The following is a 13,583-nucleotide window of genomic DNA, read 5'->3' as shown; positions in this document are numbered from 1 at the left end:
AAAAGATAGAACCCTGAAAGATAAGGGGAGGGAATCTTTTTGAATGATCAGGAAGTAAGTGAAAATCTATCCTTTTTCGCGATGCTGTTTCGTGTCGATGAAAATCCGCAAACAGGGATGTGGCTCCTATATGGCACCATCCTTGTTCTAGCGATTATTGTTTTTAAGCTCGGCTTTGCAAGACGTTTACCGATTTTAAAAGCGCTCGTGATTTATTTGTTTTTGATTTTTGGCTGCACGTTTCTCACATTTCTAGGAATCTTCCTGCCAGTAGCGGAAGGACTCGTTGTGGCAGCTGCCATTTTGATTATTTATAAAATACGGCTGCATCGTGCGAAAAAAGAAGGAACAGTCAATACGTAAAAAAAGACCTGAACATGTGTCAGGTCTTTTTTTATGTCTTTTGTTCTTTCTTTCCTTTTTTCTTCTTTTTCTCTTTCGTCGCAGGATCCTGATAAAGAGAGAATCTGCCAGTTTTGATGCGAGCTTCAGTCTTTATTTTAATGCGTTCTTGGCAGTCATCGCACATGTATGTATGAATGGGCCGGTTTCTTAACCGTTTAGCAACAAGTGTATCATCATCAATGGTTTCAAGTTTTTCACATAATGAGCACTTCACTCTCATTATTTTCACCTCACTTTATTGCATTTATTATAGCATGTTTTCCAGCCACTTAAAATCAGCGTAGAAAAAGGCTTATATCACAGGAGATATAAGCCATTCTCATTAGTTCTTCTGATTCATATGATGGTTTGATTGGTCGTTTTGATTTTTTTCTAACTGCTTTTGATCATGTTCTTTGAGCTGATTATTCTGATCATTTGTCGGATCCTTTTCGTTACGCTCGATCTCATTTCTCGGCATCTCTGGCATCACGCGGCCGACAATGGCAGCTAGTTCATCCATAATACCGCTTACAGGACGGCCTGCTTGAATTTCTTTGCCCATTTCTTTTAAACGGCTGACTGTATCCGGATCAGCAACCACAACAGCATTTGCACCTTCTGGGTCATTTCTCAGCGCTTTTGCAACTGAATATTTAATGGTTTCTACTTTGCTTCTATCTAAATCATCTTTAACATCAATACCAACAACAGCATAACGGCCGATGACGATTGCTGTTGCATCATTGACATCTGCTACGTGCTCTGTCACATTGACAAGATGCTGCGCAACATCTGTGGATGGGCGGGCTTGATTTGTCTTTTTCTTCGATGAGTCTGATACCCGTACTAAGTGCTGGCGTCCATCTTGCTTGTCCAGCGCTTCTGGCTTTTCCTGCTGCTGGCAAGCGCCTAACAGAATGATCGTTTGAATCATGAATAATGTTAAAAATAGTCGCATTTATATTCCCTCCTTCACAAACTGCATGATTTATTTTATTGTTGAATTAACCTTCTAACTTTATTCATGAAAACATATATTTTAACAATCGTTTTGGGAAAGACAAGGATGAATGAAACCCCGATCAGGAGGCGAAGGACCTGAGTAAAATTTATGTATTAGACACAAATGTGTTATTACAGGATCCGAATTCAATCTTTTCATTTGAAGACAACGAGGTCGTCATTCCGGCCGTTGTGTTAGAAGAAGTAGACTCGAAAAAGAGATACATGGACGAGGTTGGGCAAAACGCTCGGCGCGTCTCACGTTTAATCGACGGTTTGAGATCGAAAGGGAAACTCCATGAAAAAATTACGCTAGAGTCAAAAGGGACGCTGCGCATCGAGCTGAATCATCGCTCTTTCCATGAACTTCAAGAAATTTTCATTGAAAAAACGAACGATAATCGGATTTTGGCTGTCGCGAAAAATTTGAGCTTAGAGGAAGAAACAAAGCCTCACGGCCGGCCAGTTATTTTGGTCAGTAAGGATGTCTTAGTCCGGGTAAAGGCAGATGCTATAGGCCTCCAAGCTGAAGACTTCTTAAGTGACCGTGTGCTGCAAAACGAAGACATTGATAACGGCTATCATGAGCTCTATATTCCGACGGAGCAATTGAATACATTTTATAAACAAAGCCAATTGCCGATAAAAGAAGTCACGAGTGTACCATTAAATCCTCATCAGTTTGTCATTATGAAGGGGAATGAAGGCGGCTCTGCTTTAGGAATGCTTGATCAAAAAGCAGAGAATGTGAAACGGCTCATTTATGATCAAGAGCATGTTTGGGGAATTCGTCCGAAAAATGTTCAGCAGACGATGGCACTAGAGCTGCTATTGCGCCGTGATATTCCCCTCGTGACATTGATCGGAAAAGCGGGAACTGGTAAAACACTCCTTGCACTGGCTGCCGGATTAATGCAGACAGAGGATCTCGGCATGTTTAAAAAACTGATCGTAGCCCGTTCAATTGTTCCTGTCGGCAAGGACTTAGGCTACTTGCCAGGTGAAAAGGAAGAGAAACTCAGACCATGGATGCAGCCGATCTATGACAATCTAGAATTTTTATTTAATACAAAAAAACCTGGTGAACTTGATGCGATTTTGGCGGGAATTGGTTCGATTCAAGTGGAAGCTTTAACGTATATCCGCGGAAGAAGTATCCCTGATCAATTTATTATCATTGATGAGGCGCAGAATTTAACGAAACACGAGGTGAAAACATTATTAACACGAGTCGGAGAGGGAAGTAAAATTGTGCTGATGGGAGACCCAGAGCAGATCGATCATCCTTATTTAGACAGCTTAAATAATGGACTTACGTATGTCATTGAGCGGTTCAAAGGACAGCAAATATCTGGACATGTCAAGCTTGTCAAAGGAGAAAGGTCTGGACTTGCACAGCTTGCAGCTGATTTGCTATAGTCCAGACCCTCTGTCTTATGTAATGATGAGCTCTTTGACACCTTTTATCGGCTGAGTGAGGTTGGACTGATCCGCGAAATAAACGTGGATTGGTCCTTCTTCAGTCATAGGCTTCCCATTTTGGCTGAAGTGTGCAATGCTTTCCATTGCCTGAGAAAGAGGAACAGCAATTGTTCCTGTTTCTGTGACAAATTCGCATGTATCTGCATGTTCAAGCGGTTCTGCATTTTTCAGCATATTACCCAGCTTCATTCCGAAGCTGCCTGTGACGAGTCTTTCCTTTTCGTACTTCTTCTCTGTTTTTAAAGTGGGTGGAAGTGTTTGTCCTTCTCTGATCACCCGCTCTTGGTCAAGCTCCTGATCCAGCTGATTTTCTTCATTTGCTGCGCTTTTTTCAAAAAATGAATCCATTAAAAATTTGCGGTCATCAAAAATCCATACACTTGGATCAATGGTGATCTTGTACTTTACGTTCCCCTTAATTTGAATGATGCTCATGTTCAAGACAACCCCTTTCCACCATAAATTATAGAAGTTTTCGCCTGCTTTGTCACTTTCATAAACATGCATCTCCTTGTACACACTAATCTTACATGAAAGATAGGGAGGATTTTGGGCATGGCATGTCGCGACAATGAAGAGCTTCAGCGATTTGTAGAAGAAGCAAAAAAAGTGGCCAAAGATGGCAAAGTAGCATCCTATATTCCCGCTCTCGCCAAAGCGGATCAGACGGATTTATCTGTGGCTGTGTACCATGTGAGTAATACTTGCCACTCGGCAGGAGATGTAGATAAACGCTTTACCCTGCAAAGTATTTCAAAAGTATTAGCCCTTGCGCTCGTACTCTCAGAAGAAGGGCCAAAAAAAGTTTTTCAATTTGTTGGACAAGAGCCTACAGGTGACCCGTTTAATTCAATGATTAAGCTGGAAACAGCAAGTCCAAATAAGCCGCTGAATCCAATGATTAATGCAGGAGCGCTTGCAGTCACAAGCTTAATAAGAGGCGCGACGCCGCAAGATCAGCTAAACCGTCTGCTTGGCTTTATTAGAGAGCTTGCAAATGATAAAAGCATTACATACTGCAAGGAAACAGCCGCATCCGAATTTGAGACATCAATGATTAACCGGGCTATGTGCTATTATATGAAGCAATATCATATTATTAGAGGGAACGTAGAAGAGGTTATGGACGTGTATACGAAACAATGTGCCATCATGATGAACAGCTTAGATTTGGCGAAAATTGCTTGTGTTTTTTCATTAGATGGCAGACATCCAGAGACGGGGCAGCAAATTCTTTCAAAAGATGTCGCTAGAATTTGTAAAACCTTTATGGTGACGTGCGGCATGTACAATGCAAGCGGGGAGTTTGCCATTAATATCGGCATACCAGCTAAAAGCGGTGTTTCAGGTGGGATTATGGGAGCGGCTCCATATGATTTTGGGATCGGAATTTTTGGTCCTGCACTGGATGAAAAAGGGAATAGCATTGCTGGGATTAAGCTGCTTGAGCTCATGAGTGAAAAATATGAGATGAGTATCTTTTAATGATGAATGTCTTCTTTTTATTTTTACAAAGCGAACTGTACAAATCTGCTTGCAATTTTGGGCGTTTCGCTTTATGATAAATAGAAGAATTAGGTACTCGCCTGGGGAACGGAGGGATACTTTTGGCGTCAGAAATTTTAGTCGATCATCGGCAAAAAGCACTGGCTTTATTAAAATTGGATGCAGATAAAATTTTAAAATTGATCCAAGTGCAAATGGACAACTTAACGATGCCGCAATGTCCTCTTTATGAAGAGGTTTTAGATACTCAAATGTTCGGATTATCGAGAGAAATTGATTTCGCTGTCCGGCTTGGATTAGTTGATCAACATGAAGGCAAAAAACTACTCGATAAACTTGAGAGAGAGCTTTCCGCACTTCATGATGCGTTCACAAAAAAATAATGATTAAAAACTCAAACTTCCACAACACAAGTTTGAGTTTTTTTGTCCTCTATTTTCTTTTGATGGATTAACGGCAAACGGACTTGATTCTTTCATGAATGACGAACAATATAAAAGAGGTAAAACGGGATCAAACGGAGAAAATGTAGTAGAATAAGAACAGCTAAGAAGATATCAAGCAGTAGAAACAGACGTTAGGAAGAGGATTATATGTTAAAGAGAATGCTAAAATCGTATGACTACTCATTATTGTTCGCCATTATCTTAATCAGCGCATTCGGTTTGGTTATGGTGTATAGCTCAAGTATGATTACATCTGTTATCAGATACGATGCCGCGCCAGATAACTTTTTTAAGAAACAGCTCTTATTTATGATTGTTGGAGCAGCCATCTTGATCTTTACAGCATTAGTTCCATATCAGCTGTTTTCAAATAAGAAATTCCAGATTGGTATGCTGCTGCTTTCAGTTTTTTCCCTCATCTATGTGTATTTTGGCGGTCATATTGCAGGGAACGCAAGAAGCTGGATCAAATTAGGACCTTTTAGTCTTCAGCCAGCTGAATTTGTGAAGATTGTCGTCATCATCTATCTTGCTGCGGTGTATGCCAAAAAGCAGCATTATATTGATCATATTTTACGAGGTGTTACGCCTCCGATCGTGATTGTCTCTATCCTGTGCGGATTTATCATTTTGCAGCCAGACTATGGGACAGCCTTTATCATTGGCATGATTGCCCTTGCGATGATTTTATGCTCAGGTTTTAGCGGCAAAACGCTAGCGAAGCTGCTCGCGCTATTTAGTGCAGTAATGGTCGTCGTGACCCCATTTATTATTCTTTTTTGGGATAAAATTTTCACGCAAAATCGTCTCGGACGTTTTGAGAGTTTCCAAGATCCATTTAAAGATGCAGGGGCTACTGGGCATCAATTGATTAATTCATATTATGCCATTGGATCAGGCGGCTTTTTTGGACTCGGTCTAGGAGAAAGCGTTCAAAAGTACGGGTATCTGCCAGAACCGCACACAGACTTTATCATGGCAATTATCTCAGAAGAGCTTGGCTTTTTCGGCGTATTTTTCGTTCTCGCTCTTCTTGGTTTCATCGTCGTGAAAGGTTTTTATATTGCGAGAAAGTGTGAAGATCCGTTTGGAAGTTTGCTTGCAATAGGAATTTCCTCCATGATTGCGATCCAAACTTGTATCAATTTAGGCGGTGTTTCAGGTCTTATTCCAATTACTGGGGTGACACTTCCGTTTATCAGCTACGGGGGATCGTCTATCATTTTACTTAGCATCTGTATGGGAATGCTGCTGAATATCAGCATGTTTACTGAATATAAAGAGCGTTACAAAAAGAAAAAATCACTGAGCAAACCATCGGTTGAAAAAAATGGATTGCAGAAAACTTTGAATTTTTAGAAAACAAAAGTGTACAGTTTTCATTTCTTCCTTTATTATAGAGTACATATAAAATTTTAAGGGATATGGAGGAGTGAGAATGTCACAGAGAACAATTCAAAAGGTTCTAGTTGCAAACAGAGGGGAAATCGCTATCAGAGTCTTCAGGGCCTGTACGGAGCTCAACTTACGTACAGTGGCCATTTATTCCAAAGAAGACTCTGGCTCTTATCATCGCTATAAAGCAGATGAAGCATATCTAGTTGGAGAAGGGAAAAAACCGATTGATGCCTACCTTGATATCGAGGGGATCATCGAAATTGCAAAACGAAATGACGTGGATGCGATTCATCCAGGTTACGGATTTTTATCCGAAAACATTCATTTTGCAAGACGATGCGAAGAGGAAGGCATTCAATTTATCGGTCCAACTTCTCAGCATTTAGATATGTTTGGAGATAAAGTAAAGGCGCGAGAAGAAGCGAAAAAAGCTGGTATTCCAGTCATTCCAGGAAGTGACGGACCAGTTGATTCGGTCGAAGAAGTCGAAAAATTCGGTGAAGAATACGGTTACCCGTTTATTATTAAAGCTTCACTAGGCGGCGGCGGCCGTGGTATGCGGATTGTCAGATCAAAAGAAGAGCTGAAGGAAGCCTATGACCGTGCGAAGTCAGAGGCAAAAGCTGCTTTTGGAAATGACGAAGTATACGTTGAAAAGCTGATTGAGAATCCAAAACATATTGAAGTGCAGGTGATTGGTGACAATCACGGCAATATCATTCATTTATATGAGCGTGACTGCTCTGTTCAAAGGCGGCATCAAAAGGTCATTGAAGTGGCGCCAAGTGTGTCTCTAACAGATCAATTGCGTGAAGACATTTGCGAAGCAGCTGTCAAGCTGGCCCAGAATGTATCGTACATTAATGCTGGAACTGTAGAATTCCTTGTTGCAAAGGGAGAGTTTTACTTTATTGAAGTTAATCCAAGGGTGCAGGTAGAACACACGATCACAGAAATGATCACAGGTGTCGATATCGTCCAAACCCAAATTCTTGTTGCAAAGGGGCATAACCTTCACAGCAAAGAAGTTGGTATTCCAAAGCAGGAAGATATCTTTACACACGGCTTTGCCATTCAATCAAGGGTCACAACAGAAGATCCGCTCAATGACTTTATGCCAGACACAGGAAAAATTATGGCCTACCGTTCAGGTGGGGGATTTGGTGTACGTCTTGATACAGGGAACAGTTTCCAAGGTGCGGTCATTACACCTTATTACGATTCACTATTGGTCAAGCTGTCCACATGGGCGCTCACATTTGATCAAGCGGCTGCTAAAATGGTCCGAAATTTACAAGAATTCAGGATTCGCGGGATTAAAACAAACATCCCATTTCTTGAAAACGTAGCTAAGCATGAGAAGTTCTTAAAAGGAGAATACGATACATCGTTTATCGACTCAACGCCAGAGCTATTTAATTTCCCTAAGCAAAAAGACCGCGGAACGAAAATGTTAACTTATATTGGTAACGTTACCATTAATGGGTTCCCTGGTATTGCTGAGAAAAAGAAGCCTCATTTTGACAAGCCAGACGTACCGAAGCTTCCTCTCAATCAAGAGATCCCGTCTGGGACAAAACAATTGTTAGATACGCATGGACCTGACGGACTTGCCAACTGGGTGAAAGAACAAAATAACGTCCTTTTAACTGATACAACCTTTAGAGATGCGCATCAGTCTCTGCTTGCGACACGCTTCAGAACTCATGATTTAAAGAAAGTTGCCCAGCCAACAGCAGGTTTATGGCCAGAGCTGTTTAGTATGGAAATGTGGGGCGGGGCTACATTTGATGTTGCGTACCGTTTCTTAAAAGAAGATCCTTGGCAACGATTGAAAGAGCTTCGTCAAGAAGTGCCAAACACACTGTTCCAAATGCTATTAAGATCATCAAACGCTGTCGGATATACAAACTATCCGGATAATGTGATCAAAGCATTTGTAAAAGAATCTGCCGAGGCAGGCATTGACGTGTTCCGTATTTTCGATAGCTTGAACTGGGTCAAAGGCATGACGCTTGCCATTGATTCTGTTCGGGAATCAGGCAAAGTGGCAGAGGCGGCCATTTGTTATACGGGGGACATCCTTGATCCGTCTCGTCCAAAATATGATCTTAGGTACTATGTATCTCTTGCGAAGGAGCTTGAATCTGCCGGCGCACATATTTTAGGTATTAAAGATATGGCGGGGTTATTAAAACCGCAGGCAGCCTATGAGCTAGTCTCTGCTTTAAAAGATGAGCTTACAATCCCTATCCATCTTCATACGCATGACACGAGTGGAAATGGACTGTTCACCTATGCAAGGGCGATTGATGCAGGTGTTGATATTGTGGATGTTGCCGTCAGCTCTATGGCAGGACTCACATCGCAGCCAAGTGCAAGCTCACTTTATTATGCTTTAGATGGACATGAAAGAAAGCCAGACATGAACGTCCAATCTGTCGAACGCCTTTGTCAATACTGGGATTCCGTCAGAAAATACTATCATGAATTCGAAAGCGGCATGAATTCGCCTCATACAGAAATTTATGAGCATGAAATGCCTGGCGGTCAATATAGTAACTTGCAGCAGCAGGCGAAAGGTGTCGGGCTTGGCGAACGCTGGAATGAAGTAAAGGAAATGTACAGACGTGTGAATGACATGTTTGGTGATATTGTAAAGGTAACACCATCCTCTAAAGTAGTTGGAGATATGGCACTTTATATGGTGCAAAATGATCTAACAGAAGAAGATGTCTATGAAAAAGGAGCAACACTAGACTTCCCGGATTCTGTTGTGGAATTATTTAAAGGCTATTTAGGCCAGCCGCATGGCGGATTCCCAGAAAAACTACAAAAGCTGATTTTAAAAGGGGAAGAGCCTCTTACTGTCAGACCTGGTGAAAAGCTAAAGCCAGTGGACTTTGAAGACATTAAGAAGCAGTTCAAAGAATCTCATGACCTGACGTTAACAGAGCAAGACGCAATTGCGTATGCCTTATATCCGAAAGTCTTTTCTGAATTTGTCCAAACAGCAGAAAGCTATGGTGACATCTCTGTTCTTGATACACCAACGTTCTTCTACGGGATGAGGCTCGGAGAAGAGATTGAGGTAGAAATCGAAAAAGGAAAAACCCTAATTGTCAAACTCGTATCAATTGGTGAACCGAATCCAGATGCTACAAGAGTTCTTTACTTTGAGTTAAATGGTCAGCCGCGTGAAGTGGTGATTAAGGATGAAAGCATCAAATCCTCCGTTCAAGAAAAAATGAAGGCGGACCGCTCGAATCCAAATCACATCGCCGCATCGATGCCAGGCACTGTCATCAAAGTACTCGTGGAAAAAGGGCAGAAAATTTCACAAGGCGAGCATTTGATGATCAATGAAGCCATGAAAATGGAAACGACTGTACAAGCCCCATTTTCTGCGGTCGTAGATGAAATACATGTGACAAATGGAGAACCAATTCAAACCGGTGATCTGCTCATTGTATTAAAGCCTGAATAAGAAGTGAGACACATCCACCGTGATGTGTCTTTTTTTTGAGCGCATTAAAATGTGCAGCAGCAAGTGAGAGTGATTACACTATAGAGTGAGGTGAAGAAGGTTGGACAAAATTGTTGTGATTTGGTTTCGCCGGGATATGCGATTACATGATCATATCGCCTTATCAAAAGCGATCACATATGCAAAAAAACACGAGTACAAATTATTTGCTCTTTATCATCTAGATCCATTTTTTACTGAAATGGACCTCGATTTAAACAACGAACATTTTTTTCAAAACTTGGCGTATTTCATCAGGGAAGCAAGAGAATCTCAAATGTATGTTCACCTTCTCCATGACGATGTCTTGCGCGCCTTTCAGCAAGTTATCGATGTGTATGACATCAAAGCTGTCTTTTTTAATGAAGATCAAGTGGGAATCGGACAAAGGCGTGACCATCACGTAACCGCTTTTTTAGAAAAGAAGGGCATTCATGTGTCAAAATGGCAAGATACTCATCTTCACGGGGCGCAAGATATTTTAAAAGCGGATGGCACTCATTATCAAGTGTTTACTCCATACTATCAATCATGGCGAAAGCAAGAGAAGCAGCCTGTGATAAAAGTTGACAAATCATTTCTCAGCAGCGCTCATACGATTTGTGATGAGTCACTTTCGCACAAAGGAAACGTCAAACTACGCAGCATGATCAAGAGATGCTCAAGGAAATTTGATCAAATTGGCTCACACAAAGCGATGAACACGCTGCATGACTTTATTCAAAAAAGACTAGCGCGTTACCATGAGAAAAGAGATATTCCATCTGTTTTTGGAACGAGCAAGCTGTCACGATTCTTAAAAACAGGGACCATCTCAATTCGAACGATCTTTCATGCGGTTCATGAGGAAGCGCTGTTTGAAGACGAGGGCAGAGAAACCTTTATCAAAGAGCTGGCATGGCGAGATTTTTACCATATGATTTATGCTCATTATCCAGAGATGAAAGAAAAAGAAATTAATTCGGCGTTTCAAGGAATGAAATGGAATGAAGATGAGACGCTGTTTAACGCATGGTGTAAAGGTGAAACAGGCTTTCCCCTCGTTGATGCAGGGATGCGGCAGTTAAATGAGGAAGGCTGGATGCATAACCGTTTAAGAATGGTCACCGCCTCATTTTTAACAAAGGACTATTTGATTGATTGGAGAAAGGGAGAAGCGTATTTTGCAAAAAAGCTTGTGGATTATGATGAGGCTTCGAATATCGGAGGATTTCAGTGGGCAGCTTCTGTTGGGACAGATGCCGTACCGTACTTCCGTATTTTTAACCCAACGACTCAGTCAAAGCGATTTGATCCGAGCGGGGAATATATTAAAAGATATGTACCAGAGCTTAAGCATGTCGATGAAAAATGGATTCATGAACCAAGTAAATTGCCGATCGATGAACAACTGAAATCGAGCTGTGTACTAGGGGATACATACCCGCTGCCAACAGTTGATCACGGGGAAAGACGCAAAAAAGCCATCTCGCTATTCGAAGAAGCTAAACAACAATAAAAAAATCCCCCTCTCGGCATGATTGGGGGATACAAATCTTATTTAAATGGCTCTTTGCTTTCATATTTAAACCGGGCAATAAGTAAGCAGAAGTAGCATAGTACCCCAAACAAACAAGAAATAAAGAATGAATGAGCCAGCGCGTAACCAAGTGCAAGCTGAGAATAAACAGACATCACACCTGAAATGGCTTGAAGTGTAATCAGAATGGCAGAGATGATCCATCCATAATACAGCTGCTTCTGTTCTTTATAATGTTTCATGGCATGGAACATAGCGACAAATATCCAGACGAATAAAAGAAGTGCTGCTGCTCGGTGAGACATTTGAACCCACTGATTAAAATACGTTGGAAGTGCACCGTCTTTTGAACAAAACGGGAAGACAGAACAAGCAAGGCTTGACTTTGTATGTCTCACATAAGCGCCCGTATAGACCACGATATACGTATACGTGATCAACCCATAAATATGGAACTGCATTTTTTTGCCAATATGAAGCGGCTTCACAAGCTTTGTTTCAGATCTGGTTGCTTCAAAGACAAGAAGGGCAAGCAGTAATACTGAAGCAAATGAAATGAGTGAAATACCGAAGTGCAGTGCCATCACAAGTGCGTTAGAACCAAATACGACGGCAAGAGCTCCTAACAGCGCTTGAAGCATTAAGAATATAATGGACATGATGACCAAAAATTTGGTTTCACGGAATACTGGACTGATTTTTTTCCAGCATAAGACCGCCAGTGCCAGAACAAGAATGGTGGAAACCCCTGTTGACATGCGGTGACTCCATTCGATGATGGAAGCGGGGTTCATTTCAGGAAAGAAACGACCGTGGCAAAGGGGCCACTGTCTACCGCAGCCAAGACCCGAACCGGTTTTCGTAACAAGCGCACCGCCAATCAGTACGATCAGCATCACAAACGTTGTGATCACGCTCAATAGCCTTAAAGCAAATTTCATCAAATTATTTCACCTTCTCTAAAAAACTTCTGATGTAAATGAAAACCTCACATGCTCTCAAGTTTAAGCCAAATGCGTGTTCTGTTGCAATTCATAATGACCAAAGTTCACAAAAAAATGATATGTTAGTTCACAAAGTTTACAGATTTAGAGTGCTTGATCTTTCTTTGACAGTCTGATAGAAATAGAGGAGAGAATATTTCATTTTGCACCACCTTCTGAAACACACATATATCCTAATAAATTCACGAAAAGTTCACAAATAACTTCAAGTTTGTCGTTTATTATTTAATAGGATGTTTTTTTACAGCTGTTTATCTTGTATGATAGAGTTGTAATGATTTTACGTGTCATTCGTTCGTTTGAAGGTTTGGGCAAGGGAGGTTATACACATTGGCAAATTCCAAAACAGCCGCGGAAGCAGCTATTCATGGACAAATAGAAGAAACAACAGCGTGGAAAGATTTTCTTGCTCTGATTAAAATGGGCATCGTCAATTCCAATTTCATTACGACATTTACTGGAATGTGGCTTGCTTTTTATTTTACAGGTATGAGTTTTCTTGGAAATCTTGATATTGTGCTGTTAACAATGATTGGTTCTTCTCTTATTATTGCCGGTTCATGCGCGATTAATAATGCGTTTGACCGTGATATTGATATATTAATGGAAAGAACAAAAACAAGACCGACGGTTACAGGTAAAATTCAGCCGGGGCAAGCGTATGCATTTGGCATTTTGCTTGTTGTATTAGGACTTATTATGCTTCTGATGACGACCATTACATCAGCAGTGATTGGATTTATTGGAGTCTTTACTTATGCGGTTCTTTACACCATGTGGTCTAAACGCCATTACACCATCAATACAGTTATCGGAAGTGTATCTGGTGCGGTTCCGCCATTAATCGGCTGGACAGCGGTCACAGGAACAATTGATACAACGGCTTGGGTTTTGTTTATGATTATGTTCATTTGGCAAATCCCGCACTTCCTGTCACTTGCGATTAAGAAAACGGAAGATTACCGTAAGGCGGGCATTCCAATGCTGCCAGTTGTTTACGGCTTTGAAGTCACAAAACGCCAGATCATCATTTGGACAGCATGTCTTCTTCCACTTCCATTTTTCTTAGGTGGATTAGGATGGCCGATTGTCGCACTTGGTACACTGCTTAATATTGGATGGCTTGTTATTGGCCTTATGGGCTTTAAAATGAAAGACATCATGAAGTGGTCAACACTCATGTTCGTTTATTCATTAAACTACTTAACTATCTTTTTCGTAGCGATGATTATTATTACACTATTCTAGAGTAAAATACACTTTGATCACATCAAAACAATGGCTATATCTTATAACACAACATTTTCTAACAA

Annotated in this window: 12 protein-coding genes; 8 read left to right on the top strand and 4 right to left on the bottom strand. The window is 41.1% G+C overall.

The window, feature by feature from the left end; translation table 11 throughout:
• The first annotated feature begins 39 nt into the window (after positions 1-39).
• On the top strand, positions 40-363 hold the full coding sequence (locus tag V6Z54_RS00300; protein WP_003210819.1) for a YlaH-like family protein: 324 nt from the start codon (positions 40-42) through the stop codon (positions 361-363).
• Positions 364-394: 31 nt separating this feature from the next.
• Here the strand turns inward: V6Z54_RS00300 and V6Z54_RS00295 are convergent, their stop codons facing one another.
• Complete coding sequence (locus V6Z54_RS00295; RefSeq protein ID WP_223250959.1) at positions 395-628, bottom strand: YlaI family protein; 234 nt, start codon at positions 626-628, stop codon at positions 395-397.
• 99 nt (positions 629-727) lie between these two features.
• Positions 728-1,345: a YhcN/YlaJ family sporulation lipoprotein gene (locus tag V6Z54_RS00290; protein WP_338527585.1), complete on the bottom strand. Its 618-nt coding sequence runs from the start codon at positions 1,343-1,345 to the stop codon at positions 728-730.
• A gap of 140 nt (positions 1,346-1,485) precedes the next feature.
• Between V6Z54_RS00290 and V6Z54_RS00285 the strand changes: the two genes are divergently transcribed.
• Entirely contained in the window at positions 1,486-2,808 is a 1,323-nt protein-coding gene (locus V6Z54_RS00285) for a PhoH family protein (RefSeq protein WP_039178271.1), read from the top strand.
• Between the two features lie 15 nt (positions 2,809-2,823).
• On the opposite strand, the gene V6Z54_RS00280 is transcribed toward V6Z54_RS00285, so the two are convergent.
• Positions 2,824-3,306 carry a hypothetical protein gene (locus V6Z54_RS00280; protein ID WP_041085217.1) on the bottom strand — a complete coding sequence of 161 codons (483 nt, stop codon included), beginning with the start codon at positions 3,304-3,306 and terminating at the stop codon, positions 2,824-2,826.
• A gap of 120 nt (positions 3,307-3,426) precedes the next feature.
• Between V6Z54_RS00280 and glsA the strand changes: the two genes are divergently transcribed.
• The 5 genes from glsA (at position 3,427) to V6Z54_RS00255 (ending at position 11,245) form a co-directional block, all read left to right on the top strand.
• Positions 3,427-4,356, top strand: a complete 930-nt coding sequence (gene glsA, locus V6Z54_RS00275; protein WP_034281651.1) for a glutaminase A — start codon at positions 3,427-3,429, stop codon at positions 4,354-4,356.
• Positions 4,357-4,478: 122 nt separating this feature from the next.
• The gene (locus V6Z54_RS00270) at positions 4,479-4,760 is read left to right on the top strand and encodes a YlaN family protein (protein WP_003212509.1); all 282 of its coding nucleotides are present in this window, start codon (positions 4,479-4,481) and stop codon (positions 4,758-4,760) included.
• A gap of 210 nt (positions 4,761-4,970) precedes the next feature.
• Positions 4,971-6,182: a putative lipid II flippase FtsW gene (gene ftsW, locus V6Z54_RS00265; protein WP_338527584.1), complete on the top strand. Its 1,212-nt coding sequence runs from the start codon at positions 4,971-4,973 to the stop codon at positions 6,180-6,182.
• 79 nt (positions 6,183-6,261) lie between these two features.
• Positions 6,262-9,708 (top strand): pyruvate carboxylase, encoded by a 3,447-nt coding sequence (gene pyc / locus V6Z54_RS00260; protein ID WP_338527583.1) that lies wholly within the window; start codon positions 6,262-6,264, stop codon positions 9,706-9,708.
• 100 nt (positions 9,709-9,808) lie between these two features.
• Positions 9,809-11,245: a deoxyribodipyrimidine photo-lyase gene (locus tag V6Z54_RS00255; RefSeq protein ID WP_338527582.1), complete on the top strand. Its 1,437-nt coding sequence runs from the start codon at positions 9,809-9,811 to the stop codon at positions 11,243-11,245.
• A gap of 38 nt (positions 11,246-11,283) precedes the next feature.
• Here V6Z54_RS00255 and V6Z54_RS00250 read toward each other — a convergent pair whose 3' ends face one another.
• Positions 11,284-12,207 (bottom strand): heme A synthase, encoded by a 924-nt coding sequence (locus V6Z54_RS00250; protein ID WP_041084950.1) that lies wholly within the window; start codon positions 12,205-12,207, stop codon positions 11,284-11,286.
• Between the two features lie 393 nt (positions 12,208-12,600).
• On the opposite strand from V6Z54_RS00250, the gene cyoE reads away from it, so the two are divergent.
• On the top strand, positions 12,601-13,518 hold the full coding sequence (gene cyoE / locus V6Z54_RS00245) for a heme o synthase (protein ID WP_034281660.1): 918 nt from the start codon (positions 12,601-12,603) through the stop codon (positions 13,516-13,518).
• Positions 13,519-13,583: the final 65 nt, after the last annotated feature.

The sequence above is a fragment of the Bacillus sp. MAG717A genome (assembly GCF_036884855.1).
In the GTDB taxonomy this organism is placed as follows: Bacteria; Bacillota; Bacilli; order Bacillales; family Bacillaceae; genus Bacillus; species Bacillus safensis.
This window is presented reverse-complemented; position numbering and strand designations above follow the sequence as displayed.

Bases quoted from the DNA above. Each gene is read 5' to 3' on its own strand.
- V6Z54_RS00290 (WP_338527585.1), bottom strand. From the start codon at position 1,345: ATGCGACTATTTTTAACATTATTCATGATTCAAACGATCATTCTGTTA.
- V6Z54_RS00280 (WP_041085217.1), bottom strand. From the start codon at position 3,306: ATGAGCATCATTCAAATTAAGGGGAACGTAAAGTACAAGATCACCATT.
- glsA (WP_034281651.1), top strand. From the start codon at position 3,427: ATGGCATGTCGCGACAATGAAGAGCTTCAGCGATTTGTAGAAGAAGCA.
- ftsW (WP_338527584.1), top strand. From the start codon at position 4,971: ATGTTAAAGAGAATGCTAAAATCGTATGACTACTCATTATTGTTCGCC.
- pyc (WP_338527583.1), top strand. From the start codon at position 6,262: ATGTCACAGAGAACAATTCAAAAGGTTCTAGTTGCAAACAGAGGGGAA.
- V6Z54_RS00250 (WP_041084950.1), bottom strand. From the start codon at position 12,207: ATGAAATTTGCTTTAAGGCTATTGAGCGTGATCACAACGTTTGTGATG.